The 25,752-nt window shown below is 69.8% G+C and carries 23 protein-coding genes and 1 pseudogene; 8 read left to right on the top strand and 16 right to left on the bottom strand.

The genetic code is table 11. The features are described 5' to 3' along the window. Nucleotides 1-861, bottom strand: coding sequence for an AraC family transcriptional regulator (locus tag O7602_RS23400; RefSeq protein WP_281584761.1), 861 nt, complete (start codon nt 859-861; stop codon nt 1-3). A 127-nt stretch (nt 862-988) separates the two neighbouring features. Here O7602_RS23400 and yidD point away from each other — a divergent pair, with 127 nt between their 5' ends. Further along, nucleotides 989-1,354 (top strand): membrane protein insertion efficiency factor YidD, encoded by a 366-nt coding sequence (gene yidD / locus O7602_RS23395; protein ID WP_281590482.1) that lies wholly within the window; start codon nt 989-991, stop codon nt 1,352-1,354. A 54-nt stretch (nt 1,355-1,408) separates the two neighbouring features. Here the strand turns inward: yidD and O7602_RS23390 are convergent, their stop codons facing one another. Together O7602_RS23390 and O7602_RS23385 are read right to left on the bottom strand one after the other, a co-directional pair. Continuing rightward, a complete protein-coding gene (locus O7602_RS23390; protein WP_281584760.1) occupies nt 1,409-2,143 on the bottom strand; it encodes a DUF2071 domain-containing protein in 735 nt (244 codons plus the stop codon). Nucleotides 2,144-2,148: 5 nt separating this feature from the next. Then, nucleotides 2,149-2,514, bottom strand: coding sequence for a VOC family protein (locus O7602_RS23385; RefSeq protein WP_281584759.1), 366 nt, complete (start codon nt 2,512-2,514; stop codon nt 2,149-2,151). A 160-nt stretch (nt 2,515-2,674) separates the two neighbouring features. On the opposite strand from O7602_RS23385, the gene O7602_RS23380 reads away from it, so the two are divergent. After that, nucleotides 2,675-4,855 carry an MMPL family transporter gene (locus O7602_RS23380; protein ID WP_281584758.1) on the top strand — a complete coding sequence of 727 codons (2,181 nt, stop codon included), beginning with the start codon at nt 2,675-2,677 and terminating at the stop codon, nt 4,853-4,855. 52 nt (nt 4,856-4,907) lie between these two features. Here the strand turns inward: O7602_RS23380 and O7602_RS23375 are convergent, their stop codons facing one another. Continuing rightward, nucleotides 4,908-5,735 (bottom strand): LLM class flavin-dependent oxidoreductase, encoded by an 828-nt coding sequence (locus O7602_RS23375; RefSeq protein WP_281584757.1) that lies wholly within the window; start codon nt 5,733-5,735, stop codon nt 4,908-4,910. A gap of 261 nt (nt 5,736-5,996) precedes the next feature. Between O7602_RS23375 and O7602_RS23370 the strand changes: the two genes are divergently transcribed. After that, nucleotides 5,997-6,554, top strand: a complete 558-nt coding sequence (locus O7602_RS23370) for a CYTH domain-containing protein (protein ID WP_281584756.1) — start codon at nt 5,997-5,999, stop codon at nt 6,552-6,554. On the opposite strand, the gene tmk is transcribed toward O7602_RS23370, so the two are convergent. The 8 genes from tmk to O7602_RS23330 form a co-directional block, all read right to left on the bottom strand. Continuing rightward, nucleotides 6,512-7,171 (bottom strand): dTMP kinase, encoded by a 660-nt coding sequence (tmk, locus tag O7602_RS23365; protein ID WP_281584755.1) that lies wholly within the window; start codon nt 7,169-7,171, stop codon nt 6,512-6,514. The two genes, O7602_RS23370 and tmk, sit on opposite strands and share 43 nt — an antisense overlap. Then, nucleotides 7,168-8,682 (bottom strand): radical SAM protein, encoded by a 1,515-nt coding sequence (locus O7602_RS23360; protein ID WP_281584754.1) that lies wholly within the window; start codon nt 8,680-8,682, stop codon nt 7,168-7,170. The genes tmk and O7602_RS23360 overlap by 4 nt, the downstream gene beginning before the upstream one ends. Next, nucleotides 8,615-9,358 (bottom strand): hypothetical protein, encoded by a 744-nt coding sequence (locus O7602_RS23355; RefSeq protein WP_281584753.1) that lies wholly within the window; start codon nt 9,356-9,358, stop codon nt 8,615-8,617. Before O7602_RS23355 ends, O7602_RS23360 begins: the two co-directional genes overlap by 68 nt. A 145-nt stretch (nt 9,359-9,503) precedes the next feature. Further along, complete coding sequence (locus O7602_RS23350) at nt 9,504-12,578, bottom strand: DEAD/DEAH box helicase (protein WP_281584752.1); 3,075 nt, start codon at nt 12,576-12,578, stop codon at nt 9,504-9,506. 146 nt (nt 12,579-12,724) lie between these two features. Beyond that, nucleotides 12,725-13,537, bottom strand: coding sequence for a hypothetical protein (locus O7602_RS23345; RefSeq protein ID WP_281584751.1), 813 nt, complete (start codon nt 13,535-13,537; stop codon nt 12,725-12,727). A gap of 263 nt (nt 13,538-13,800) precedes the next feature. Continuing rightward, on the bottom strand, nt 13,801-14,220 hold the full coding sequence (locus O7602_RS23340) for a hypothetical protein (RefSeq protein WP_281583623.1): 420 nt from the start codon (nt 14,218-14,220) through the stop codon (nt 13,801-13,803). Beyond that, nucleotides 14,217-15,059 carry an IS5 family transposase gene (locus O7602_RS23335; protein ID WP_281583622.1) on the bottom strand — a complete coding sequence of 281 codons (843 nt, stop codon included), beginning with the start codon at nt 15,057-15,059 and terminating at the stop codon, nt 14,217-14,219. Before O7602_RS23335 ends, O7602_RS23340 begins: the two co-directional genes overlap by 4 nt. Before the next feature lie 253 nt (nt 15,060-15,312). Beyond that, entirely contained in the window at nt 15,313-16,212 is a 900-nt protein-coding gene (locus O7602_RS23330) for an aminoglycoside phosphotransferase family protein (protein WP_281584750.1), read from the bottom strand. Between the two features lie 29 nt (nt 16,213-16,241). On the opposite strand from O7602_RS23330, the gene O7602_RS23325 reads away from it, so the two are divergent. Then, entirely contained in the window at nt 16,242-16,853 is a 612-nt protein-coding gene (locus O7602_RS23325) for a hypothetical protein (protein ID WP_281584749.1), read from the top strand. Here O7602_RS23325 and O7602_RS23320 read toward each other — a convergent pair. After that, nucleotides 16,780-17,532, bottom strand: a complete 753-nt coding sequence (locus tag O7602_RS23320; RefSeq protein ID WP_281584748.1) for a helix-turn-helix transcriptional regulator — start codon at nt 17,530-17,532, stop codon at nt 16,780-16,782. The genes O7602_RS23325 and O7602_RS23320 overlap by 74 nt on opposite strands. Before the next feature lie 424 nt (nt 17,533-17,956). Here O7602_RS23320 and O7602_RS23315 point away from each other — a divergent pair, with 424 nt between their 5' ends. Beyond that, nucleotides 17,957-19,003, top strand: coding sequence for an FAD-binding oxidoreductase (locus O7602_RS23315; RefSeq protein ID WP_281584747.1), 1,047 nt, complete (start codon nt 17,957-17,959; stop codon nt 19,001-19,003). Between the two features lie 202 nt (nt 19,004-19,205). After that, nucleotides 19,206-19,700 carry a hypothetical protein gene (locus tag O7602_RS23310; RefSeq protein WP_281584746.1) on the top strand — a complete coding sequence of 165 codons (495 nt, stop codon included), beginning with the start codon at nt 19,206-19,208 and terminating at the stop codon, nt 19,698-19,700. On the opposite strand, the gene O7602_RS23305 is transcribed toward O7602_RS23310, so the two are convergent. Continuing rightward, complete coding sequence (locus O7602_RS23305) at nt 19,684-21,891, bottom strand: hypothetical protein (RefSeq protein ID WP_281584745.1); 2,208 nt, start codon at nt 21,889-21,891, stop codon at nt 19,684-19,686. The two genes, O7602_RS23310 and O7602_RS23305, sit on opposite strands and share 17 nt — an antisense overlap. A 151-nt stretch (nt 21,892-22,042) precedes the next feature. Here O7602_RS23305 and O7602_RS23300 point away from each other — a divergent pair, with 151 nt between their 5' ends. Both O7602_RS23300 and O7602_RS23295 read left to right on the top strand, forming a co-directional pair. Beyond that, the gene (locus tag O7602_RS23300) at nt 22,043-22,978 is read left to right on the top strand and encodes an S-4TM family putative pore-forming effector (protein ID WP_281584744.1); all 936 of its coding nucleotides are present in this window, start codon (nt 22,043-22,045) and stop codon (nt 22,976-22,978) included. A gap of 351 nt (nt 22,979-23,329) precedes the next feature. Further along, nucleotides 23,330-24,133, top strand: a pseudogene (locus O7602_RS23295) (IS5 family transposase); the annotation flags it as partial. Between the two features lie 65 nt (nt 24,134-24,198). On the opposite strand, the gene O7602_RS23290 reads toward O7602_RS23295, so the two are convergent. Beyond that, the gene (locus O7602_RS23290) at nt 24,199-24,618 is read right to left on the bottom strand and encodes a hypothetical protein (RefSeq protein ID WP_281583623.1); all 420 of its coding nucleotides are present in this window, start codon (nt 24,616-24,618) and stop codon (nt 24,199-24,201) included. Continuing rightward, a complete protein-coding gene (locus O7602_RS23285; protein WP_281583622.1) occupies nt 24,615-25,457 on the bottom strand; it encodes an IS5 family transposase in 843 nt (280 codons plus the stop codon). The genes O7602_RS23290 and O7602_RS23285 overlap by 4 nt, the downstream gene beginning before the upstream one ends. Between the last annotated feature and the right edge of the window lie 295 nt (nt 25,458-25,752).

The following is a 25,752-nucleotide window of genomic DNA, read 5'->3' as shown; positions in this document are numbered from 1 at the left end:
CTAGACCCGGCGTACCGGGATCCACAGCTCCGCGTCGGCGGTGCCGCCGCCCTCGGCGATCCGCACCTGCGAGATCTCCGGCCCGGGCCGGATCTCGTACGGATTCGACGGGAACCACTGGGTGAACACGTCCCGCCACAGATACTGCAACGCCTGCGGGAATGCGCCGGAGCTGCGGAAGACCGCCCAGTCGCCGGCCTCCACCGGCAGGCTGTCCAGATCGTCCGGCACCTCGGCGCCGGTCACCACCCCGTGCCAGTAGTCCAACTCGGTGCCTTCCGCCCGGTCACCGGCGAGGTCGTCGCTGACGTTGACGATCCCGCGCGGCTCCTGGTCGGACAGCGCCTCGATCCGGCGTACGGTCTCCGGGTCCACGCTCTTGACGAACGCCACGATGTGCGGGTTCATCCCCTCGTGGACCAGCGGCACCCGGGCCTTGCGGCCGGCGAGCCGGAAAGCGTCCTTGGTCACGATTCGGTAGTCCATGCTGATACTCCCTTCGACGACGAGCCGGAAGGACATCCGGGGCTGGGACCGCAGCACCGACCCGTCGCGCCGCGCCTGCGCCGGGCCGACCCCGTGCACGGCCCGGAACGCGCGGGCGAACGCCTCGTTCGAGCCGTACCCCCAGCGGACCGCCACGTCGAGCAGCGACGCCCGGTCGGCGAGCACGTCGGCGGCGGCCAGGGTGAGCCGGCGGCGGCGCACGTACTCCGACAGCGGAATCCCGGCCAGCGCCGAGAAGAGCCGCCGGAAGTGGTGCTCCGACACGCACGCGATCCGGGCCAGCTCGGCCACGTCGAGCGGCTGGTCGAGCCGCTGTTCGAGGTGGTCCATGGCCTGGTTGAGCCGATCCAGCACCCGATGCTCCTTCCTGATGACGCCCTCGACGTTAGGGAGCCGGCGGGCCTCCGACCCGACCTCACCGGACCCGTTCCGGTCGGCTGGTCCTCGGCTGGCGGCAGTGTCGCATCATGGCATCGTGATCATGCGGAAGCGGCACCACCGGAAAAAGAAGAAGGACCGCGGGTGCGACTGTGACCTGCCCGACTGCGACGGGCCGGGCTGCTGCGACCTGGGGCTCTTCTCGACGCTGCTGACCCTCGGCTCGGTGACCGCCGGCGTGGTGCGGACGCCGGCGGTCGACCGAGCCGGGCGGGCCGCCATCCTCGGCTACCGGCGCTGGCTGTCGCACCGCTGGCCGGGGACCTGCCGCTACACGCCGACGTGCAGCGCGTACGGGCTGGCCGCGGTGGAACGGCACGGGTTGGCGGTGGGCGGCCGGATGGCGGCCGACCGGGTACGCCGCTGCCGCCCCGACGTCCCGCGCGGCACCCACGACCCGCTGCGCTGACTCCGCGCTCGTTCCTGCGTGGCGCTCTCGTTCCTGCTTTGACCAAGGACCGAATCAGGGGAGTGCGGTGGGGCCGCCGAAGACGACCGGGACGCCGGGGGAGTGGAGCACGCTCACCGGCGGCCCGTCCGGCGCGGGCAGGCCGGCGGCGGTGACCAGCTCGTCGTCCAGGTGCAGCAGCTCGGCGCGGTGCAACGGCCACTGCGGATGCCAGTTCGGCAGGTGCCGGGTGCGTCCGTACGCCCGGGTGTGCAGGCCCCAGCGCGCGGTGAGGAAGTGCTCCAGCGGCGTCGGCTCGGGGATCGGCGGGCCGACCCGCACGGTCATCCGGCTGCGCGCGCCGGCCGGGCCGGGCCAGCGGCGGCGGCAGCGGTAGGTGAGCGTGTCGCCGGCGCGGTCCAGCCGCATCGCCGACCACTTGTAGGGCAGGCGCAGGCCGATCTGGGCGACAAGCACCGGCACCAGCCGGGAGGCGTCGAGCGAGCGGAACACCACCGCCCGCCGGCCGGCGTCGTCGACCGAGTAGAGCCGCACGTTCGTCTCCCAGAACGTGCCGAAGAACGGCACGCCCGGCCCCCGGCCGAACCCCACCCCGACCATCCGGAAGCCGATCAGCCCGACATAGGTGACACCGTCGATCGTGTCCGGCCGGGTGCCGGCGGGCAGCAGCGGCGCGACCCGCTCCGGCGGCGTCGCCCAGTGCAGGAACGTCAGGTCGTGCCAGCGTTGGGCCAGCCAGGCCCGGCGGATGGCGCGGACCGGAGCGTGCTCGACCGGCTCGATCTCCACCGCGCTCACTCCGGCCGGTGGCAGACCGCCTCGACGTTGTTGCCGTCCGGGTCGCGGACGAACGCGCCGTAGTAGGTGGCGTGGTATTCCGGCCACACCTTCGGCGCGTGCAGCACCTCGGCGCCGGCGGCCACCGCGGCGTCGTGGAACGCGTGCACGGCCGCCCGGTCGGGCGCGGTGAACGCGATGTGCAGCGGCGCCGGGGCGGCGTCGGCCGGTGCCGGCTCGACCCAGAAGTCGGGCGCGTCGACGCCGTACCCGATCGGGCCCGGCTCCATGATCCGCCGGCCGCCGAGCGGGGCGAGGACCGCGTCGTAGAAGGCGCCGCTGACCCCCAGGTCGCGCACCGCTATGGAGAAGTGGTCGAGCACGTCGCCTCCCTGCGATCGTCAATGCCCGTCAGGCTACGAGCCACCTACGACACTCCGGCACCGACACCCGGATCTTCATCGGAAGGTCGCGCGGCGTCCGAAAAGGATTGGTCACCGACGGTAGGATGCGGAGGACACAGTCCGAATCACGGGGGACACGATGTTCGAGCGACTGGGCAGATTCGTCGTCGGCAAGGCCTGGTGGGTGATCGGCGGCTGGCTCCTCGCCGCGATCGCGATCATCGCCACCAGCCCGACGTTGAGCGACATCACCTCGGCCGACCAGGAGAGCTTCCTGCCGCACTCCTACGAGTCGGTGCAGGCCACCGAGTTGGCCAGCAAGGCGTTCCCGCAGTCGGCGACCGCCACCGCCACCATCGTGGTCAAACGCGACGACGGCAAGCCGCTCACGCCGGCCGACGAGGCGCGCGTCGGGCAGCTCGCCCAGGCGCTCAAGGCCCGGAACATCCCGCAGACCTCCGGCTATCTCACCGGCCCGCAGGCGGTCGCGCCGGACAAGTCGGTGCAGATCATCTCCGTCGGCCTCGACGCCGCCACGCCGGACGACCCGGGCCTGCTCGACGCCGTACGCGACATGCGTGCCGCCCTCGGGCCGGACCTGTCCGGCAGCGGCCTGACCGCCGGAGTGGCCGGCGACGTGGCCAGCTTCGTCGACAACGAGGACACGTTCAACTCGGCGTTCGCGATCGTCGGCGTGGCCACCATCGTCCTCATCATCGGTCTGATCTTGATCATTTTCCGTAGCCCGATCGCCGCGCTGCTTCCGGTGGTGGTGATCGGCGTGGTGATGTCCGTGACCACCGGGCTGGTCGCCGCCGCCGGCAAGGCGTTCGACCTCAACGTCAGCCAGGACTTGCAGACCATCCTGCTGATCGTGCTGTTCGGCATCGGCACCGACTACATCCTGTTCCTGCTGTTCCGCTACCGCGAACGGCTGCGCGCCGGCGACGACAAGCGCACCGCGATGATCGTCACGGTGCAGCGGGTCGGCGAGGTCATCACGTCCGCCGCGGGCGCGGTCATCGTCGCGTTCCTGGTGCTGCTGCTCGCCTCGCTCGGCTTCTTCGGCTCGCTCGGTCCGGCACTCGCCATCGCCGTCGCCGTCATGCTCGTCACCTCGCTGACCCTGATCCCGGCGATCGTGTCGCTGCTCGGCCGGTGGGTGTTCTGGCCGTCGAAGGCGTGGCAGCGGACGCCGAAGGCGAGCCTGTCCCGGCGGCTCGGCACCCTCGTCGGCCGCCGGCCCGCCGTGGTGGCCGCGGCCTCCGGCGTGCTGCTCGTCGCGCTCGCCGCCGGGGTGCTCGGCTACAAGGCCGACTACGACTTCAGCGCCGGCTTCCCGCAGGACACCGAGTCGGCGCGGGCCGCCAAGGACCTCCAGCGCGGCTTCGCGGCCGGCGCGCTCGCGCCCACCGAGGTCTACCTGACCACCGGCAACGGCAGCCCCCTCACCGACCAGCAGGTGAACGACTTCGCCGCCGCGTCGGCGAGCGCGCCGGGCGTGGCCCGGGTGCAGCCGGCGGAACGCAGCACCACCGACCCGAGCGTCGTTCGGATCAACCTGCTGCTCGATGAGAACCCGGTCTCCAACGAGGCGATCAGCCTGGTCCGCGACGAGCTGCGGGACGACCTGCACGCCAAGGCGCCGCAGGGCACGAAGGCACTCGTGGGCGGCCCGACCGCGATCTTCGCCGACATCAACTCGGCGAACAACCGCGACCTGTCGGTGATCCTGCCGGTGGCTGCCGGCCTGATCGCGCTGATCCTCGGGCTGCTGCTGCGCAGCCTCGTCGCACCCGTCTACCTGGTGATCGCGGTGCTGCTCAACTTCGCCGCCACGCTCGGCGCGACCGTCTACGTGTTCCAGGGGCTCCAGGGCAACCCGGGCGTCACGTTCCAGCTGCCGATCATCCTCTACCTGTTCGTGGTGGCGATCGGCACGGACTACAACATCCTGATGATCGCCCGACTACGCGAGGAAGCGCGGGAGGGCAACGAACCGCACGAGGCCGCCGCCATCGGCGTGGAACACGCCGGGCCGACCGTCGCCGCGGCCGGGCTGATCCTGGCCGGCACGTTCGGGGTGCTGATGCTCGCGCCGATCTCGTTCCTCCAGCAGATGGGCTTCGCGGTGGCCATCGGGATCGTGCTGTCCGCGTTCGTCATGTCGATGTTCTTCGTGCCGGCGCTGACCGGACTGATCGGACACAAGGCATGGTGGCCGGGGCACGGCGACGAGCGGCGTAACGGCGGCGGCGGTGGCGGCGGTGGGGGTGGCCGGCACACCGAGCCGGAACCGCTCAGCCAAGCCCCGGTCTGACAGGTGGTCCGCCCCGGCGAGCCGGCTCTCGCCGGGGCGGCACCCCCATGGTTCAGGCGCGGCCGAGGACGCCGGCGAGCGTATCCACCTGGGCCGGGTCGTCGGCGTAGCAGTAGAGGACGAGTTCGTCGGCGCCGAAGTCACGGTACGCGGCAACGGTGTCCGCCAGTTTGCGCGGATCGGAGATCGGCACGCCCCAGTCGTCGCGGCCGTAGTAGGCGGCGACGGCCGAGCGGGCCGATGCGAAGGCCGCGCCGAGTGCCACGTTCACCTGACAGACGAGCCGGGGCCGGCCGCCGCGCCCGGCGACGGCCCACTCGTCGTGGACCGTGCGTACCAACCTGCCGGCCCACGCGAGCGGTGCCGCGCAGAGGAAACCGTCACCGTGCCGGGCGACCCGACGCAGCGCCGCGGGCGCGAACGCGCCGATGAGGACTGGTGGCCCGGCCGGCGTCTCCGGTCGCGGGCCGATGGTCGTGCCCCGGAAGGTCTCGCCGCGCCAGATCCGGCGCAACTCGGTGAGCTGGGCCTCCAGCAGCCGGCCCCGAGCGGCGAGGGGCGTGCCGGCGGCGGCGTGATCGTCCTCCCGACCGCCGAGGCCGATGCCGAGCGTGAACCGACCGCCGGACATCACGTCCAGCGTGGCGACCTGCTTGGCCAGCATGGCGGTGGCGCGTAGCGGGCCGAGCAGCACTTCCGTCTGAAGCCGGATCCGTGACGTGGCGCCGGCCAGCACGGACAGCGCGACGAGCGGTTCGGGATTGTGGTAGGCGAGCCGGTCGAGCAGGGCGAGCGTGTCGAACCCGCACGACTCGGCGCGTCGTGCCCAGTCGGTGAGGCGGCGCGGATCGCTGATGGGGAGGCCGAGGCCGAGGTCCATGGTTGTGCTCCTGGAGATGGGCAGCGTGCAACGACTGTCGCCCTCTCCTCCCGCACGTGGGGGCGGGTCCCCGGCCCTTACTGCGACACATCTCTTGAGCCGGGAATTGGAGTTCCGGTGCAAAGGCTACCGCGCGCTCGGCCGTCGTCACGTGCTGCGGTTTCGCACGTTTATTGGCGGTTCGGGGTGTCGTCATCCGGCGAGATCGCCGTTGTGGTTGAGTACGCCCGGTACGCGGTGGCCCACAGCCAGGGAGACGGGATGACCGACGGCATCCGAGAGATCGAGGTCAAGTATCGGGTCACAGAGCCCGCCGCGCTGATCCGGGCGCTCGCCGTCCGAGGAGTCGACCTTTCAGCGGCATCGCACCAGGACGACCAGGCATATGCGGCAAACGGTTGGAGCTACGGGCAGAGCAAGCAGGGCAGGGCCTTCGCCCGGCTGCGTACCCAGAACGGTCGGCATCTGTTCTGCGTCAAGACGCCGCTCGACAACGAACTCGCCTGCCAGGAACACGAGACCGAGGTGCTCGGCCGCCGCGAGATGCACGCGGCGATCCTGGCCATGGGCTTTTACCCGACGGTACGGATCGTGAAGACCCGCCGTACCGCCCGGCTCGACGACATGGTGCTCTGCCTGGACGAGGTGGACGGGCTCGGAGCCTTCTTCGAGATCGAGGTGATGGACAGCAGCGGCCAGCCGGCGCGGCAGGTGCAGGCGGAGTTGGATCGGTTCGCCCGCTCCCTCGGTGTTGAGTTGGAACGCAGCACGGAAAGCTACGACTCACTGATCAGGTCAGCGTCGGCGGTCGCGGTCTGAGCATCCGACACATCGGCGTGGGTTTGCCTTATCTCACCGAGCAGCGCGGCGGCGATCTGGCCCGGGAGTTGCTCTCCGACGTCGTGCACGTGCACCCGGAAGCCGGCCTCATTCAGCTCGGTAGCCACCTGCGCGTACAGGTCACGTTCCTGCCGGCCCACCTCCGGTCCGCCCCGATGAAAGCGGCTGTGAATTCCGCGCTCCGCCGCGCGAGTCCGGGACCGGGTCGGGTCACCGGTGAGGATGATGGTCAGATCAGGGCGATCGGCATGGCGGTTGAGTAGCCAGATGTAGTCGATTTCGACCCGGTCGAGTCGTTGCAGCACCAGCGAGGTGGGCAGGTAGCGGTCGCAGACGACGACCTTCCCGGCCCTGAGGGCTGGCCGGATTTCCGTCTCCAGGTGATGGTAACGATCGGCGGCGACGAGGCACGCGAGCGCCAGGCCGTGGTACTCGTCTGTGCCGTGACGGGCGGTGTGGCCGAGCGCCGAACTGCTCGGTTCCTTCGTTGGGTGCACCGGCCAACCTTCATCGGCGAGGAGCCGGACGAGCAGCGCAGCGATGGTGGTTTTCCCAACTCCGCTCGGACCGTCGACAACGACGAACAGGCCGGTCACGACCGCACCAGCCGATCATGCTGAGCCCGAGCCAGCTCGACCAGCTTTTGCCGAACGTATGCGACCGCTACCTCACCGAACTGGAGGTTGACCGAGAAGTTGAACTCATCCCGCTCCCGCATTGCTTCGTCCAGTCCGTTGTCGGTGAGGTCGACCGCGGCGTAGTCCAGGAGCCGCTCCGGGTCGTAACGGCCGGTAGCGAGCAGCCGGTTCCACTCGGGTGTACCCGGATATGGGCGGAACTCGAAGACGCTGGCCCGGAACCGACCCGGCGCGTCATCGGTGATTTCCCACAACTCGTGGACGTGCCGAACCGTGGCGTCCAACTCCTCGCGGGTCTCGGTCGGCAAGCCGAGAATGAAGTAGCCCTTGACTCCGATGCCGGCCTTCGTGAGTCGGCGTACCACCTGCCGTGTCAAGTCCGGGTTGATCCGCTTGCCGATGTGGTTCAGCACCCGCTCGCTACCGGACTCGATGCCCAGAGCCACCTCGCGGCAGCCGTTAGCCGCCAAGGTCTCGACAAGCGCGTCGTCGGCGCGGGCCAGGACGTTGATCCGGCCGGTCGCGTCCCAGATGTACCGACTGCCCACGTCGACCTCGGTGAAGGCCGCCATGCAGCGGCGGATGAACCGTTCGTAGCCGAGGAAAAGGTCGTCGACGAACCGGAAGGCGGTCACCCCGAAGCTGGCATGCAACTGGTCCATCTCAGCGACGATGTTCATCGGGTCCCGGGTCCGAATGGTCACATCAGGATTCGCGCTGACCGCCGCGCCGCAGAAGGAACAGTCGTATGGGCATCCCCGAGCGCCCACCATTGCCGCTTCCAGAGGACCGCCCGCCGGTTGGTAGGGGTCGGCGGCGAAGAATCGGCGGTCGACGAAGGGCAGCGCGTTGATGTCCGGCGCCAGGTGTCCCATCGAGCCGGGCATGCCGCCCGTCACCGGCGTTCGGAGAATCGGGTCGCGCCACATGACGCCGGGCAGTCGCGACCGGTGGCCGCGGTCGTGCAGCAGCTCCACGACTCGGCTCTCCGCCTCACCCACGACGAGCGCTTCAAGCTGGCGGAACCGATCATCCCCGATGACCGCCTGCGGCATGGCCTTGGCTTGGTGACCGCCCACCATCACGTGGATGGCCGGATCGATCCCCGCGGCGATGCGGGCGCTCAATTCGTAGGTCGGCGCCAGGAGATTGAAGCCCGCCCAGCGTGGTGCCGCTTCGTCGATGATTCCGATGATCTGCTCGATGCCGAGACCCGACGCCTCACCGTCGAGAACCCCCACGTTGAAGCCATCAGCCGCTGCAGCCGTGGCGATGTATCCCATCCCCAGGACCGGCAGCGTGAAGTCATTGACCCGTGGCCGCAAGGCGTAGTCTCGCAGCGGCGCGTTTACCAAGAGCAGATCGAGCGGGGCCCCCGACCGGCTGCCGAGGATCGGTTGTTCACACTGCTCCGACCTGCCGGCATCCGAAAGCGAGCGTGAGGAGGGTGTACGCGCCGAGTTGGTCACCGGTCACCCGCCGCCAATGTGCCGCGAACGTCGAGTCGTCAGCGGGCCAGGCGGTGCCAGGGTCGGCGTGGCGGGCCCAGGTGCGCACGGCCAGGTCGCCGTAGGGATAGAGGGTCCAGTCGTTGCTCCAGTCGGCCACGGCAGCGCCAGCGCTCCACGGCCCAACACCGGGGATGGTCTGAAGCTCCTTGACCAGGACCGATGGGGCAAGGCCCGTCCACTGTTCGGCACGTGCCATGAATGCCTCAGCCGCGTGCCGCAGTGGTCGGCGCTTGAAGGCCATCCCACTCTCAGTGAAATCACCATCGCTCAGAGTTAGCGCATGCTCCGGGGATGGGAAAGCGCGGATGTCCGTCTCATCGGATCGTGCGACGGTGGGTCCGAAGCGGTCGCAGAACTCGCGATAAAGCTTCCGTGCCTGCCCAGCTCGAATGACCTGACGGACGATGGCGGTGGCCAGTGCGTCCCAGAGGCTCGGGTTTCGGAGCCTAGCTACGTCACCGAGCTCTGCCAAGGAGGCGTCAAGGACCGTGGCCTGCGACCGGGCCGATAAGGAAAGCCGGAAGACCTCTGTGGCCGGCGTCGGGTCATCTCCCGAGAGCGTTGTCCAGGTCAGTTCCTGCCCATGCGCCTCGACCAGCCAAGACGTTTCGTTGTCCGCGGTCAGGAGGCGCACGTGGCGACCATAGACGGACCGCCACCCCGGGTGGTCGGTCATGAGTGAGTCGAAGCCCACGCCGCCTCCTACCGGCTGACAACTTGGCGATTGTGTCAGCTCGATCAACGACCGGGGTAATGGCTCGCCGGCCCCTGTCATCTGTTTACGCCGCGATTGTCCGGGCGGCGGCGTACGTGTCAGCAGGCAGCGCATGCCCCAGCTCCCAGAGAATCCGCATCGGCCGGTCGCCACTGTGCTCCTGGTACGTCATCGGCCCGGCGTACAGGTACGGAGGCGCGCCAAGGTCGCGATCGGCGATTCTGGTCTCGCGCACGAACAGGTGCACCGTCGATCCCTGCGCTACGTGGTTGACATACCGTCGCCCGGTCGCCGACCCCGCCGACGTGGTGCTCTGTGACTCCCACTGGAACAGCCGTTCGGTGATGGCCCGGTCCGCGTACATCGTGGTTGGGGAGTAGTGCTCCGCCGACTTGACCAGCGTGACGAAGAAGAGGTCGGCTTTCTCGTCCGGCAGCCACTTCACCCCCTCACGCAGCGAACCCGGGTTCGCCATGCCGAAAGCAGCGCACGCCTCGTTCCGGCTGTAGCGGGCGTGCACCCGCAGCGGCACCCGCTCCGCAGCCGGCCGCTCGGTAACCCGATGAATCCGATCGCGCAGCACAGCCGCGACCTGCCGCAGCTCCGCGCAGCGCGCCGGCTCCGCCCACAGCCGCTTGAGCCGCGCATCGCGCTCGGCCAACGGCACCGCCGGCCCCCAGAGGCTGAAGTGCAGCATGTCCAACAGCCGTCCGCCGGCGGGCGATCGACCCGCCGCCACCTGGCAGACGAGGTCCAGCCGATCGACGTCATCAACATGCAGCATCCGACCGAAAGCCCGACCGAGGTCACGATCATCCGGGCCGCCAAGTGCAGGATCGAGACCGGCCAGGCGTCGCAGGCCCGCCCAGCCGCCAACAGCAGACGACCGGTACACGTCCTCGATCTCCAGGCCGGTTTCCCGCAGGAAGTCGGACAGGCTCACATCACCGAGCTGCCGTAGCTCCGCCGCCAGCGCGTTCTTCGAGGTCGGCAGCGCCGACTTCAGGTTGGCGAGCACGATCTCCTTCGCTACCCGGTCCAGCTCGATGTGGCAACCGCTCGGCAGCGACGGGAAGTCCTCGCGTACGGCCGCCTCGACGGCCCGCCGGCTCACCCCGGCCAGCGCCCGCCACCGCATGTCGAAGCGGAAGTTGGCGTGCTGGCCGCCGATGAAGTCGAGCACGGTCAGGCACGGCTTGTCGTCGTCCAGCCGCAGCCCGCGGCCGAGCTGTTGAAGGAAGATCGTGGCGCTCTCGGTGGGCCGCAGCATCAGGATCGTGTCGACCATCGGCAGGTCGACGCCCTCGTTGAACAGGTCGACCGTGAACAGCACCCGCAGCTCACGCTTACGGAACCGGTCGATAAGCGTGTGTCGTTCGCCGCGATCGCGCGTCGATGTCACCGCCGCCGCCGGTACGCCGTGCCTGGTGAACCAGTCGGCCATGAACTCGGCGTGTCCGATGCTGACGCAGAAGCCGAGCGCCCGCATCCGTCCCACGTCGGCGATCCGGTGGACCGCTTGCAGGATGAGCCGCGCCCGGGCGTGGTTGCCGGTGTAGACGCCGTCGAGATCGGCCTTGTCGTAGCCCTGCCCGCGCTTCCATCGCACCCGCGTCAGATCCACCTCGTCGTGCAGCCCGAAGTATTGGAACGGCGCCAACAACTGCCGCTCCAACGCCTCCCACAGGTGCAACTCCACCGACGCGCGACCGTCGAACCACCGGCGCACGTCGCCGCCGTCGCTCCGGTCGGGGGTCGCCGTCAATCCCAGGAGTACGCGCGGCCGAAGCCGCTCCAGCAGCCGCGTGTACGTGGGTGCCTCGGCGTGGTGGAACTCGTCGACGATCACCATGTCGTACGCCTCGGGGTCGATCTCCTGCCGGTGCAGCGACTGGATCGAGGCGAAGATGTGCCGTGCCTGCCGTGGCCGCTCGCCGCCGACCAGCATGTCGCCGAAGCTGCCGTCACCCACGACCTGACGGAACACGGATCGGCTCTGCCGCAGGATCTGCTCCTGGTGCGCGACGAAGAGCAGCGAGTCGACGTGCCCGGCCCGTTGCAGCCGGCGATAGTCCAGGGCCGCCACCACCGTCTTGCCGGTGCCGGTCGCCATCACCACCAGGTTCCGCCAGCGCCCGTGTACCACCCGCTCGGCGTCGAGGTCGTTCAAGACCTCCTGCTGGTACGGGAACGGCCGGACATCCAGGTTCGCGATCTCGGTTGGTGCGTTGTCGGCGCGCTCCCCGCGTAGCGCGACGCGCAGCCGCTCGGCGTCCCTCGCCGGGTCGTACGTCTCGAACGCCGAGTCGTGCCAGTAGTCGGCGAACGTCGCCTCGAAGGTGTCGATGACGTGCGGCTGCTCCAGGTTCGAGATGCGTACGTTCCACTCCACGCCGTCGACGAGCGCGGCCTTCGACAGGTTGGACGAGCCGACGTACGCGGTGGTGGTGCCGTTGTCGCGCCGGAACAGCCACGCCTTGGCGTGCAGGCGGGTGGTCCGCGTCTCGTAGGACACCTTGACCTCGGCGCCCAGCTCGGCGAGCCGGTCGAGCGCCCGCTGGTCGGTGGCACCCATGTACGTGGTGGTGATGACCCGGACGCGGCCACCCCGGGCGATGAGATCGGTGATCGCCGGCTCGATGATGCGCAGCCCGTGCCATTTGATGAAGGCGCAGAGCAGGTCGACCGCGTCCGCCGAGGCCATCTCGTGGCTGACCTCGTGCCCGATCCGCGGTTGGTGCCGGCCGTTGACGAGCAGCGCGCCGGTGGACAGCGGCGTGGAGGGGCGGATCGGGAAGACCGGCGCGGCCGGCGGGATGGGTGGGGCGGCGATGGCGTGCAGCAGGCGTTGAGCGTCGGCCACCTGGTCGTCGGTGCTGACGGCACGAGGCTCGGCCTGCGCGATGTGCGCGGCGATGCGGTTCGCCAGGTCCACCTGCCGGGCGAGCTTGCTCTCCCCGCCACCGACCGCGAGTAGCGCACGTCGCGCGAGGGCGGCGAGGTGGCGGGCGAGTACGTCGTGCGAGTCGGCCGGGTCGAGCTTCTCGTCCTGGACGAGCGAGCGGTCAACGCCCTGGATCCGCTTCGCCAGCTCCTGCGTGATCAGGTGCTCGTAGATGCCTTGCTCAAGATCCCCCACCACGGCAAGCTAACCGCGAGGCAGGCCCTGCGAAAGCCACCACAGGCGGGGAACCGGTAGATGTCGGGCGCTTCGCCCACCCGATGTCAGATCATCGACAGGCGATGGACCGACAGGTCGCACGCAAGAGCTGCGAGGTTGACCTGCTATGTCAGCAGGCCGGCCCGCTGTGCGAGGGGTCGCAGCCCGGGGGTTGCCGCTCGCCTTTCCCTGGTCATGAGGTCGAGCAGGATGGCCCGCGCCTGGACGTTCGCATGAACCGTCTCGGCGGCTACCCGCTCGGCTTTCAACAAATGCAGCACCGCAGTGGACCTGTCTGTCGACGACATGAACGCGGCTGCGGCCAGATCGATGTGCACCTGAGCCCGCCGCCCGACGATGACGGACGGAAGCCGTGAGGTGTCGAGGCGCGCCCCCAGTTCCAGAGCGTGGTTGGCCTTCCGGGGCCGGACAGCGGCGGAGACGGAGTGGATGGCGACGTTCGTCGGGCCGAAGGCAGTCCACAGCCGGTTCCGTTCCGCGCCCAGGTCGGCCGCCAGCCGCTCGGCCTGCGACAGGTATTGGGCGGACTCCTTGGTGTTGTCCTGCCCGGCGGCCATCACGGCGGCGAGGAGGAGCAGCGCCCCGTGGGCGGAGAGCACGTCGGGATTGGCCGTCGGGTTGCCGACGGCGAGATGGTCGATGCTTCTGCGCGTGATCTCCGCAGCTTCCCCCGCTCGCCCCGGCATCCGTAGGAGACCGCACGCGGCCTGGTACGCCGCGATCGCCACGAGAGCCTGGTCGTCGCCGATCTTCGCGGCGGTGGCGGCCCGATCCGCAGCGAGCAGGGCGGTCTCTCCGTCGCCGATCTTCGCGGCGAGCTTCGCTGCCGCGAGGTAGCCGGCGGCGAGCAGGCGGAAGGCGTCCCTGCGGTGAGGCCCCGAGGGGCTGTGGGTCAGTTCGGTTGCCTGGCGTAGCACGTCGGGCAGCAGACGGGCGGCCGACGAGTAACTCGCTCGCTGGTAGAGATCGTGGATGCGCCGAACAGGCCGTCGTAGCTGCGCGAGGGACTGCGCGGGCCGGGCCGGCGGCGTGAGGTAGTCGGTCAGGAAGCTCCGTAGGCCGCCCAGAAGCTCCGGCCGCGCTGCGTTCGCACCGCTGGCGTCGTAGTCCTCAGAGGGTGGTTCGGGAGGCTATGTCCGATGCGGACTTGGTGGTTCGTTAGCGGCCCTGGTTGGTGGGGTTACGCGGACGTCGTCGGTGGAGCCAGGGTGAACAGTCCGGCGTCGGGTTCGGTGAGGATCTGGCGGGCGACGAGGCGTTTGAGCTTGGCGCGGAGATTCTCGGTGTCCTTCGCGGTGGTCCCGGCGCCCAGCGCTTTGCAGATGTCCTTGGCGCGCATCGGTGCGGTCCCGGCGTGGAACACGGCGAGGATCTGCTGGTAGGCGGGGCTGGCGATGGTCGGGTCAGCAGGTGCGACCGCGTCGAGTGGGCCGCCCAGGCTCAGCAGCGTCTTGCGGGTGATGGCGAGTTCGGCCACCTCGGTCTCGGCGGCGGTGAGCTGCTCGTCGAGGGAGGCGATCTGGGCGCGGAGCCGTTCGACGGCGAGGCCGGCGGCGGTTTCGCGTTCAGTGAGCAGGGTCAGCAGCGACGGCTGGGTCACCGCTGGTGGCCTGGGTCGCGCCAGGACGTGGTGGCGGTGCCGGTCAGCCGGCGGATGAGGTTCGCTGTCGAGGCCCACCAGGTGTGGGACACCGCGGAGGCGGGTCGGCTTTCGTACTCGCGGACCAGGCGGCGGTGCAGCATCAGCGTGCCGTTGGTCTGCTCGACCACCCACCGCCGCTTGATCGGCACGAACCCGGCGGTCGTGTCGGACCGCAGGACCTGCTCCACGTCGACACCTCGGACCGCGCCGTGGATCTGCACGTCGTCTTTGAACCCGGCGTCGACCCATGCCTTGGTCACCGTCGGCGTGTGCGCGAGGACGTTGTCCAGCAGCTTCACGCCGATCGCGTTGTCGGTGACCGACGCGGCGGTGACCACCACCGCGATGATCAACCCGAGGGCGTCGACCGCGAGGCCCCGCTTACGGCCCGGCACCTTCTTCGCGGCGTCCTTGCCGGTCGTGGCGGCCGGGACGTGGTTGGCCGCCCGAATCGACTGAGTGTCCAGCACCACCGCGGTCGGATCCTCCCGGCGGCCGGCCTTCTCCCGTGCCTGGCAGCGCAGCAGATCGTGAATCACCTGGTCGGTGCCGTCATCACGCCACAGGGCGAAGTAGTAGTAGGTGGCCGACTTCGGCGGCAGGTCGTGCGGCAGGTACGCCCACTGGCACCCGGTCCGGTTCTGGTAGAAGATCGCGTTCACGATCTCCCGCAACTCGTAACGGCCCTGATGCCCCGACACCGACGGGTGCCGGTCCTTCCACGCCTGCAGGAACGGCCCGACCACCGCCCACTGCTCATCGGTCAGGTCACTCGGATACGCCGCACGCTCACCCATGATCAGCCCAACGCGGCCACCACGTCACCGGTTACGACCACGGCTCACCTTCACATGCCGGGCCGAACCCACAATGGACGAAAGCTACCGAACCACCCTCTCAGATCCGTCTCCCATAGCCCGTCCTCGGCGCTTGGCCACTGAGGCTCGCTACCTGTGGTCTTGCTGCCGTCCGGGACTCGGTGTGATCGTAAACGGCCGAACTCTAGCGTTCCAACTTGTCGCTTGTTCGGCATGCGCCTCGAATATCGAGTTACGGGAGATCGGCAAACGGCGTCCAGCGCCTAGTGGAATCCACTTGCTCTACGGAGCGTAACCGGATGGCGAACTCAGCCGCCACCCCTGCTGAACTAGCGAGAAGAGGGGCCGCGGCTGCGATCATCTTAAGCTCGCGCGCCTCCCGCAGGACTGTCCAGTCCCGGTCGGAGGTGATGTCGTAGCCGTAGGCGTTAGTGAGCCTGCCGCGCGCCTCGAAAGCCCCGAATCGCGCCGCGCCCACTGCGACCGCCGCCAGGTCGACCTGCCACGGTCCAAGGCAGGTGGCGTCGAAGTCGCAGAAGACGACCCGTCCAGATGGCTTCCGGAGCAGGTTGCCGACATGGGCGTCGCCATGAATAAGCGTTTGCTCCGAACGCTGGCTGAGCGCGGCGACCTCTGGCTCCAAGCGGTCGCACCACGCCAGGAGATAGTCATGGTCCTTCGTGCTCAGTCCGTCGGCATCAGCCAGGCGTCGACGGGCGTCTCCAATCGGATCCCAGGCAGCGACTGGGAACGGCGGAGAGCCGAGTGCGTGAAAACGTCGCAAGGTTGAACCCAGGTCTTCCACCGTCGGAGCCGACGCATTTTCGGGGACGTAGGTCCACACCGATGCGGTAAGACCACCTACCTCGACGGGTTGCACGACCTCGGGTGCTAGGCGGATGGTCGGTGCATCTATATCGGCGAACCACCGTGCGAGGCGGACCACCTTCGTGACCCGCTCTCGCAGGCGATGTGTGCGGGCGACCCGGATGACGATCCCGGCATGCGGCAGGGCGAACACGGCATTGTTGGTCAGGCGCAGGAGCTGGGCATCTTCGGTCGGGACGCCAAGACCGGCTGCGATCTCGCGCATCGCCCGGGTCATCACCTCCTGGGAGAATCGGCCGCTCATACCGTCGCCGCAGCCCGCGCCTTGAGCGCATGCTCGAACTCCGCGACCGCAGGAAGCCGGCGGTGCCGTTTGAGGTCACGACGCAGATTGACGACTCGGTCGATCACCCGGCGGGACGTCAGCACGCCCGACCGCTCGATTACACGTGCACCGACGTCGACGGCCCGCTCAGGCTCACCGGCGAGGAAAAGAGCGCTGCACAGCCCGACCTCGTTGAGGACGATGCTGCGGACGTTCGCCGGCCCGAGGGCGGCGATAGCGCCTTCCACGCTCCGCACAGCCTGGTCAGCGTGCGTGCCAGCGTGCCGAGCGATGTCCCGGTACACGCGACCGTACTGGGCGAGAAGCTCACCCCGATCGTAATACGCCATCTGTGGTGGTTCCCGCTCGGCATCGATGCGCTCGAAATGGTCGCTGGCCCGGCCGAGGATCTTCAACGCGCCCTGATGGTTCCCGAGCGCGGCAGCCGACGCAGCTTCCGCTCCGCAGAGCAACGCACTCATGGCGGGCGTGGCGCGCTGACCAAGCTGGGCGTGAGCCAGTTGGAGAGTCGCCAGGGCATCCCGATTATGTCGAAGATGCTGCAACTGCTTGGCCTGGGAGTAGCGGATCAGCGCGGCCAGCGGCGTCATCAACGGTGATTGCCGCCCGCTCTGCAGCGACGAAGTGCCGCTGGGCGTCCGAGTGTCGGCCCGCGTCGAGCGCGGTCCAACCGGCCAAGTGGCGAGCCGCCGCGACTGCCGCGACCAGGTGGGGCGTCAGCCCTGCCGGATGTGACCAGTCGAGCATGCGGTACACCGACTCGGCGAACCGGGCGATCTCTCGACAGAGCAAGCCGCCGCCGCTCTCGCGGTCCACCGATCGGTACAGGTCCAGTACGGCGTTCAGCCGCGCTACATCCGCGCTGCCGATGCTGCGAGGCTTGACATCTCCGACTACCCCGACCAGTCCGGCGCCCGTCGCCACAGCGGCGATGCCGGCCAACAGCGCACGCCTTCCCTCATCTGGCCCCGCGGAGTTCGCAGTGACGATGGTGTCTGCCGGAGAGTGCGTGCCGGTAGCGAACCAGAGCCGGGTGGGCGGGATTCCCAGCAGCGTCGCCCAGTGCGCTAGCCGGTCGAGATGCACAAGCGCCGGCCCGTTCTCGATCCGGCTCAACTGCGCCTGCGTGATCCCCAACCACCCCGCCACCACGCTCTGCGGCAGCGGGCTCCGTCCGTGGTACGGGTGATTCCGGTACGCCCGGATCACTCGCCCCAGGTGCCGTCCGACCAGCGCCATCCGCACCGGCTCGTGCTCCCAGAACGACTCCGGCACCACCGGTGGCACGCTGAGTCGGTCGCGTTCGGCGGCCTGGCAGGGCGCGCACCGGCCGCTGTCGTTGTCGCGGGCCAGGCGTCCGCCGCAGCGGGGACAGTTCGCGTGTGTCACCGGCAACCTCGCTCCACGCGGGTGGCTGTGTCCGAAATCGAGCCTAACCATTCAAACCGTTCCGTGGTGTGCCGCTATGCATGTCACGCATACCGAGACAGGCCGAGCGCGAGCGTAAGCGTACGCATACCGAGCGTGCATGCCGTCGACGATCACGAGGACATACGACCGCCGGCCACCAAGGTCGACAGTCGGCGCATGGCCCGGGGCGGGTGCTGGGCTCCGGTGGTGCCGCGTCCCCCGACAGTGGCGGCCCGCCGACCCCGCCCGCCCCGGCGCCACTCCACGACACCCGACCCGGAGGCGCCCACCGATGTCCGCCGTACCCGCCGACGAACGCACCCCGACCACCGAGATGCCACAGGAGACCGACCCGTCGGCCGACCGGTTCCGGGCGGCGGTGGAGGAGCGCTGTCCGGGGCTGCTGCCGGAACGGGACGTCCCGCTGCTGCACGCCTCCCTGCTCCGGCTGCTCGACGGCGGCGACGACCACGCCGGGCGCTCGGCGTTGCTGCGGGCGCTCGGGTCCGCGTACCACAGCTTTGGGTTGCGGTCCTGGCACGCGGCGGCCATCGGCGCCGCGTTGCTGGCCTCGCCCGGCGTGCGCTGGCGGCGGGCCTGGCGGCTGGTCGAGCGGACCGCCGCGCGGGTGGGTGACGGCCCGGCCTGGTGGGCGGCCGAGGTGATCGGCCACGACCGCGACGTCGACGGCGTCGCGGCGCTGACGGTACGGCCGTGGCGGCGCCTGCCGTTCCGGGCCGGGCAGGCGGTGCCGGTGTGCACGCCGCGCCGGCCGGGGCGGTGGCGGTGGCTGTCGCCGGCCAACGCGCCGCGTGCGAACGGCACCGTCGAGTTCCACGTCCGCGCGCTGGCCGTCGGGTCCGTGTCCGGCGGTCTGGTCCATGAGGTACGCCCCGGCGAGCTGCTCCACCTCGGGCCGCCCACCGACTCCGGCCTGGAGTTGGTCGACGGCGCCGACGATGTGCTGCTGGTGGCCGGCGGCACCGGGTTGGCGCCGCTGCGCGCCCTGGTGGAACAGGTCGCCGCCACCGCGCACCGCCGACGGGTCACGCTGATCGTCGGCTCGCGCACGTTCGCCGACCTGTACGACGCGATCGCGCTGGACATGCTGCAACAGGCCCACGACTGGCTGACCATCGTGCCGGCGTTCTCCGCCGACCCGGAGGCCGAGCCGGGGGAGCGGGGCACCGCGCTCGACCTGGCCGCCTACCACCACCGTCCCGAACAGCACGTGTACGTGTGCGGGCCGCCGGCCATGCTCGCCGCCGCCCGGCGCTGGTTGCCGATCGCCGGCGTGCCCGCCGACCGTTTGCACCTGCCCACGCTCGGGTGCCGCTGAGGGCCGGACCGCAGCGACGAAAATGCATTCCGCAACTGCACCAGGAAAGCGTCCTGATTGGAAGTTCCACCGATTGTGCGGGCGCGGGACACATATCGGCATGGCGACAGGGTGCACCCACCCCGGGGCTGGTGATCAGGGAAGACGCCTCCCTATTCTGGCTCGATAGAGGGATTCATCTATTTCCTGCGGGGGTTGTGGAATGGCTTTTCTTTCCGCGTACCGAATGGTGTTGGCCGCCGTCCTCGGCGGTGTCCTGATCGCTCCCCTCGGTGGCTTTCCCGCGCCGGGGGTCGCCGCCGCGAACCGCGAGATGACCGACTACCTCGCGGCCCACCCGGGCGGCGTGCCGGTCGGCGCCAACGAGATCAGCTACGGCGACGGCGCGCTCCTGGTCACGCTGCGCGCACCCGCGGGCACCTACGCGACGGCCGACTGCCCGCTGGGCTGGTACTGCTTCTACGACCGGCCGGACTTCGGCTATCCCCGGGGCAAGCTCTCCGACTGCGGCCGGCAGAACCTCGCCACCTGGCAGTGGCAGTTCCGGGTGGCGTCCGCGCACTACAACCTTCCCAGCGGATCGGTCACGTTCTTCTACAACCAGACCGCGTTGTTCACGGTCAGTGCCCGCAGCCGGGTGCTCGCCGACGCCGGGCCCGACCGGGACTGGGCCAACTACGTCAACCGTCCCTGTTAGCCGGCTTCGGGTCGGCGCACGGACTGTCGACGATGGTGTCGGTCCACCGGCTGTCCACGAACAGGTAGTAGGCGAGCGTCTCGTCGCCGGCGTCGATCTTCTCGTGGCTGAGCAACCGGCCGGTCCGCTCGTCGAACTGGAGCGTCTCCCGCTGGCCCTCGCCGTTGTCGGCGCTGAGCGCGTGCCCGTCCCGGCCGGCCCGGTCGGGGTAGCTGCCACCGTCGATGATGCCCTCGGTCTCGGCGAGCAGCCACCGCAGCGCCTCCCGCTGCGCCCGGGACAGGGGCCAGAACTGGTGCATCTCGGCGACCAGTTCCAGCGTGCCGGCCGCGTTGCGCAGCTCCGGCGGCTTCCGCTCCAACAGTTCGGCGACCTGCGCACGCAGCCTGGCCAGGTGCTCCGACGGCGCCGGTGGCGCTCCGGTCAGCTCGCCGCGGCCGAGCGTGGAGACCTTCGGCCGTGACCGACGGCCGTGGTCGACGACCTGGACGGTACGCCGGCCGGTCCTCTCCCGGGTCCACCAGAGCCGCTCCTCCCGAAACCGGTCCAGCCCGTCCGAATGGGGCCTCAGGTCGTCCGGGGACCACACCCGCAGGCAGGTGAAGGCGAACCGGCCCGGGCTCACCGGCGCGAACGACGGCGGGACACGCTCGTCGCCACGGCTCGTCGGCGGTGTCTCGGTCCGAACGGACGGGAGCGCCGGCGGGGTGACGTTCCGGTCCGACGAGCCCTCCGCCGCCACGTACGGCACGAGGCAACCGCCGAGCACGACCAGCGCGACGTAGACCATGATCCGACGCCTGCCACCGATCCTGGCCCGGTGCCGTGCCCGCGTACCCGGCGTGTGTCCCGGGCCCGGAGGCAGGTGATAGTCCGGCCCGTCGACCCGCGGCCAGGCCACGTCCGGCGGCCGGGGCGCGCCGACACCTGCGGCCGGCGGCCGGGGCGCGTCGACATTTGCGGCCGGCGGCGTCAGCGTCGGGTGATGCTCCGCGCGGTGGGCGTCCAACGCGGACGCGGCCAGCCGCAGGCACCACGACGGGCCCGCCGGCCCCAGGTTGTCGTACGTGATGGCGACGAGTGCGTGGACGGCCAGCGACAGCCGGTACTGCGTGCGCCACTCCGCTCGCCAGCAGCTCCGCTCGGCGTACGCCGTCCCGGCCTCGTAGGTGAGCCGTACGAGATCGGCCAGTGCCCCCGGCAGTTGGCTCGGCGTGCGCTGATCCGGCCGGACCAGATATCGCAGGAGAGCGTCCGCCTGCTTACGTGGCAGACCGGACGGCCACTGTCCGTCCGGGTCGCGCCGGGGCGCCACCGCGGGAAGAAGCAGCGACAGGAGCAGGACGACCGGGTCGCGGGTCAGCGAGGCGCGGCTCTCGTACGACTCCAGGTCGACGAGGACGAACCGGCCCGGGTGGAGCCCACCGTCGACGGACTCCGGGATCAGCACGTTGCCACCATGCAGGTCGCCGTGGGCGAAACCCCGGAGGTAGCGGATGGACAGGTCGCCGAAGAGCCCGCCCGGCTCGGCCAGCCGCAACGGATTCGGCAGCATCTCGCCGTCGATCTCCAGCCAGTCCCGGTCCAGGTCGCCGAACCCGAGCCGGTCCACGGCCGACCGGACCGCCCCCAGCGCCTTCGCCGCCGTCAACTCCCGACGGACGTACGCCCGCACGGTGGTGACGTCGGTGGACGGTCCGTGGTCTCCCGCGGGACGGTTCCAGTCCAGGTGCAGGGCGCTGACCACCTTGCCGAGGGCCTCGACGAGGACATCGTCGTCCTCGATCCGGTCCATCGGGGTCGCCCGGTCACCGCCGTTGGCGACGTCCTGGAAGGAGAGGTGACGACCGTCGCCGACCGGATGCCATCCGACGTGCCGCCCGACCATGTGCCGTTCGGCGAAGCCGCCGCCTTCCCGCTTCGCCAGGGCGTGCCGGTCCGACTCCGGCGGACCATCCGCGTCCGCCGGGTGCACCTTGACCATTTTCTTGTGATCTCCGGTGCGTCCCTGGCCGGTCGGCCTCGCCAGGCTGATCGGAAACAGGTAGGCGTCGGTGTAGCCGCGCAGGGGCGCCGCGTGCGGCAGCACAGCGGCGACGCCGCCTTCGTCCGCCGCCAGTTCCCGTAGCGCCGCCCGCACGCGCGGGTCCTGCGGCAATGATGTCGGCGCGACGTCGAGACCTTCGTCCATCGTGGTCGTTGAGCCTTCTGAGATGAGGGTTGAGTGTCGGCTCAAACTACACTAAGTCCCGCGAAGCGGCTGCTAACTGGTTCATTGGCACAAATGACTATCATCGGTAGGGTAACGACTGCCGAGGGGTGACCTGGGTCGGGAGAGTGACGTGACGGACCGGACTGATTCCCTGCTCAGGCGACGTCAGACCGAGCCGGGCATGATGTCGATGCTCCGGGCCATGTCGGTCTGTTACTCCCGCGCCCAACGCCTCGACGGGCTGCGCACGTCGGCCTCCGCCGGAATCGCCGGCGCCGGCGCGACAGTCGCCTTCACCGGCGTGTCGACCACAGTCGTCACCGCGCTCGGCGCGCTGTGGGCCGTGACCAACGCGCTCGGGCTCGCCTCCTGGTCACGTGGACAGCTCCGACGGGCCGCCACCATCCAGGAGATGTTCGACGTTGATCTCTTCGGCCTGCCGTGGAACGAGGTGGCAGCCGGGGAACGGGTCACCGCCCCCGAGATCAGCCGGCTCGACCGCGCGTTCCGGGGCACCGAGCGCTACCTACGTGACTACTACGAGATCCCCGACCTGCCCGCGCCCTACGACGTGCTCGCCTGCCAGCAGCAGAGCCTCGGCTGGGGTGCCCGGCTGCGCCGCCGCTACGCCCACACCGTGCTCGCCGTCGTGGCGGCCTGGGCGGCAACCGGCGTCGTCTACGGGGTGCTGGCCGACCTGACCGTGGCACACCTGCTGCTCGCCTGGTTCGTGCCGTCGCTCGGCGCGCTGCTGCTTGGCGTCGAGATCTACCGGGGGCAGCGCGACGTCGCCGTCGAACGTGACCGGGCCAGCGCCGTCGTCAACGAACGGATCACCTCCGCCGTCCGTGACGCGTCGGCCGCAGCCGACCTGCTCGGGGTGGCCCGGCAGGTGCAGGACCTGCTCTTTCGCACCCGCTGCACTCAGGCCCGTGTGCCGAACTGTTTCTTCCGCCGGTTCCACGCCGCCGACCGGGTCGACTTCCAGTCCACCATGACCGGCCTCGGTCACCTGCTGAACCGACCCGCCCCAGGCGGCGCGGCTCGCTGGGTGAGCACTTCATAACGCTCGAACGGCCATGGCGGACATGAGCCCCGGGGGTATGAAAGAGGTATTGCGTTCCCCGCTTCGACTGGCAGGCCCTCTGATTCCGCTGACGTGGCTGGTGCTTCAGAGCAGCCTGCTGGGGAATTCCACGCGGGCAAGTCCGCTCCGGACACTCCCGAGCGCGGCTTGTGCAGGCCGTGGCGCCGTCACGAGCGCGGCTCGGCGGGCCTTTTGCCCGATGTAGCCGGGATCTAGGCCGTGTTTGGTAAGGGGATTGTCCCGGGCTTCGGCGTGGCGTGATCGATAAGGGTTGAGGTCTCCGGTAGATCGGTTAGCGACCAAGCAAACCGAAGACCGACCGGAGACCTCGTGCCCAGCGTAGCGGCGACGAGGCGGCACAATCTGACCGACGCGCAGTGGGCGGCGCTGGAGCCTGCCCTGCCTGCCAGGTCGGGCAAGGGACGACCGCCCAAGTGGAGCAAGCGACAGATCATCGACGGGATCCGGTGGCGGGTGCGTACCGGAACGCCGTGGCGGGACGTGCCCGAGGCGTACCCGCCCTGGCAGACCCTCTACGACTGGTTCCGCCGCTGGCAGCGCGACGGCACCTGGGCGATGATTCTGGCCGGGCTGCAGGCGCACGCCGACGCCGCGAGCAGAATCGACTGGGCGTTGAGCGTCGACTCGACCGTCAGCCGGGCCCACCAGCACGCCGCTGGCGCCCGCCGCGACGGCCACCTGCAGAAAGAGCCGCCCGGTGGCCTGCAGACCGAGCCCGCCGATCACGGACTCGGCCGATCCCGGGGCGGGCTGACCAGCAAGACCCACCTGGCCTGCGAGCAGGGCCGCAAACCCCTGGCAATGGTGATCACCGGCGGGCAGCGCGGGGACAGCCCGCAGTTCATCCCGGTCCTGCGCAAGATCCGCGTGAAGCGGCTCGGTGGTGGCCGTCCCCGCACCCGTCCCGACCTGGTGCTGGCCGACAAGGCGTACACCAGCAAAGGCAACCGCGGGCACCTGCGCGCCCGCGGGATCAGGGCGTGCATCCCGAGCAAGGCCGATCAGGACGCCCACCGTAAGGCCAAAGGCTCCAAAGGCGGACGGCCACCCGCCTTCGACCCGATGGCCTACCGACAGCGGCACGCCGTGGAATGCGGCATCAACCTGCTCAGAGGGTGGTTCGGGAGGCTATGTCCGATGCGGACTTGGTGGTTCGTTAGCGGCCCTGGTTGGTGGGGTTACGCGGACGTCGTCGGTGGAGCCAGGGTGAACAGTCCGGCGTCGGGTTCGGTGAGGATCTGGCGGGCGACGAGGCGTTTGAGCTTGGCGCGGAGATTCTCGGTGTCCTTCGCGGTGGTCCCGGCGCCCAGCGCTTTGCAGATGTCCTTGGCGCGCATCGGTGCGGTCCCGGCGTGGAACACGGCGAGGATCTGCTGGTAGGCGGGGCTGGCGATGGTCGGGTCAGCAGGTGCGACCGCGTCGAGTGGGCCGCCCAGGCTCAGCAGCGTCTTGCGGGTGATGGCGAGTTCGGCCACCTCGGTCTCGGCGGCGGTGAGCTGCTCGTCGAGGGAGGCGATCTGGGCGCGGAGCCGTTCGACGGCGAGGCCGGCGGCGGTTTCGCGTTCAGTGAGCAGGGTCAGCAGCGACGGCTGGGTCACCGCTGGTGGCCTGGGTCGCGCCAGGACGTGGTGGCGGTGCCGGTCAGCCGGCGGATGAGGTTCGCTGTCGAGGCCCACCAGGTGTGGGACACCGCGGAGGCGGGTCGGCTTTCGTACTCGCGGACCAGGCGGCGGTGCAGCATCAGCGTGCCGTTGGTCTGCTCGACCACCCACCGCCGCTTGATCGGCACGAACCCGGCGGTCGTGTCGGACCGCAGGACCTGCTCCACGTCGACACCTCGGACCGCGCCGTGGATCTGCACGTCGTCTTTGAACCCGGCGTCGACCCATGCCTTGGTCACCGTCGGCGTGTGCGCGAGGACGTTGTCCAGCAGCTTCACGCCGATCGCGTTGTCGGTGACCGACGCGGCGGTGACCACCACCGCGATGATCAACCCGAGGGCGTCGACCGCGAGGCCCCGCTTACGGCCCGGCACCTTCTTCGCGGCGTCCTTGCCGGTCGTGGCGGCCGGGACGTGGTTGGCCGCCCGAATCGACTGAGTGTCCAGCACCACCGCGGTCGGATCCTCCCGGCGGCCGGCCTTCTCCCGTGCCTGGCAGCGCAGCAGATCGTGAATCACCTGGTCGGTGCCGTCATCACGCCACAGGGCGAAGTAGTAGTAGGTGGCCGACTTCGGCGGCAGGTCGTGCGGCAGGTACGCCCACTGGCACCCGGTCCGGTTCTGGTAGAAGATCGCGTTCACGATCTCCCGCAACTCGTAACGGCCCTGATGCCCCGACACCGACGGGTGCCGGTCCTTCCACGCCTGCAGGAACGGCCCGACCACCGCCCACTGCTCATCGGTCAGGTCACTCGGATACGCCGCACGCTCACCCATGATCAGCCCAACGCGGCCACCACGTCACCGGTTACGACCACGGCTCACCTTCACATGCCGGGCCGAACCCACAATGGACGAAAGCTACCGAACCACCCTCTCAAACAACACCGCGCCATGGCCACCCGATACGACAAACTCGCCGTCCGCTACGAGGCCACCGTCACCATCGCCGCCATCAACCAGTGGCTATGACCCTTACCAAACACGGCCTAGTAGTAGCACATGTCGGATGTTGGACAAGATCACATCTACCGATGGAACGAGTTTCATGGCCCGGTGGCCTCCCGCACCG

The organism is Micromonospora sp. WMMD1128, assembly GCF_027497235.1.
In the GTDB taxonomy this organism is placed as follows: Bacteria; Actinomycetota; Actinomycetes; order Mycobacteriales; family Micromonosporaceae; genus Micromonospora.
Note: the sequence above shows the minus strand (reverse complement) of the source record. Positions and strands in the feature narration are given on the sequence as shown.

Excerpts from the sequence above, each read along its gene's own strand:
- O7602_RS23310 (WP_281584746.1), top strand. The coding sequence starts at position 19,206 with ATGGCTTTTCTTTCCGCGTACCGAATGGTGTTGGCCGCCGTCCTCGGC.
- O7602_RS23335 (WP_281583622.1), bottom strand. The coding sequence starts at position 15,059 with ATGGGTGAGCGTGCGGCGTATCCGAGTGACCTGACCGATGAGCAGTGG.
- O7602_RS23370 (WP_281584756.1), top strand. The coding sequence starts at position 5,997 with ATGACCGACGGCATCCGAGAGATCGAGGTCAAGTATCGGGTCACAGAG.
- O7602_RS23330 (WP_281584750.1), bottom strand. The coding sequence starts at position 16,212 with ATGAGCGGCCGATTCTCCCAGGAGGTGATGACCCGGGCGATGCGCGAG.
- O7602_RS23325 (WP_281584749.1), top strand. The coding sequence starts at position 16,242 with ATGCTCGAACTCCGCGACCGCAGGAAGCCGGCGGTGCCGTTTGAGGTC.
- O7602_RS23305 (WP_281584745.1), bottom strand. The coding sequence starts at position 21,891 with ATGGACGAAGGTCTCGACGTCGCGCCGACATCATTGCCGCAGGACCCG.
- O7602_RS23315 (WP_281584747.1), top strand. The coding sequence starts at position 17,957 with ATGTCCGCCGTACCCGCCGACGAACGCACCCCGACCACCGAGATGCCA.
- O7602_RS23380 (WP_281584758.1), top strand. The coding sequence starts at position 2,675 with ATGTTCGAGCGACTGGGCAGATTCGTCGTCGGCAAGGCCTGGTGGGTG.
- O7602_RS23375 (WP_281584757.1), bottom strand. The coding sequence starts at position 5,735 with ATGGACCTCGGCCTCGGCCTCCCCATCAGCGATCCGCGCCGCCTCACC.
- yidD (WP_281590482.1), top strand. The coding sequence starts at position 989 with ATGCGGAAGCGGCACCACCGGAAAAAGAAGAAGGACCGCGGGTGCGAC.
- O7602_RS23285 (WP_281583622.1), bottom strand. The coding sequence starts at position 25,457 with ATGGGTGAGCGTGCGGCGTATCCGAGTGACCTGACCGATGAGCAGTGG.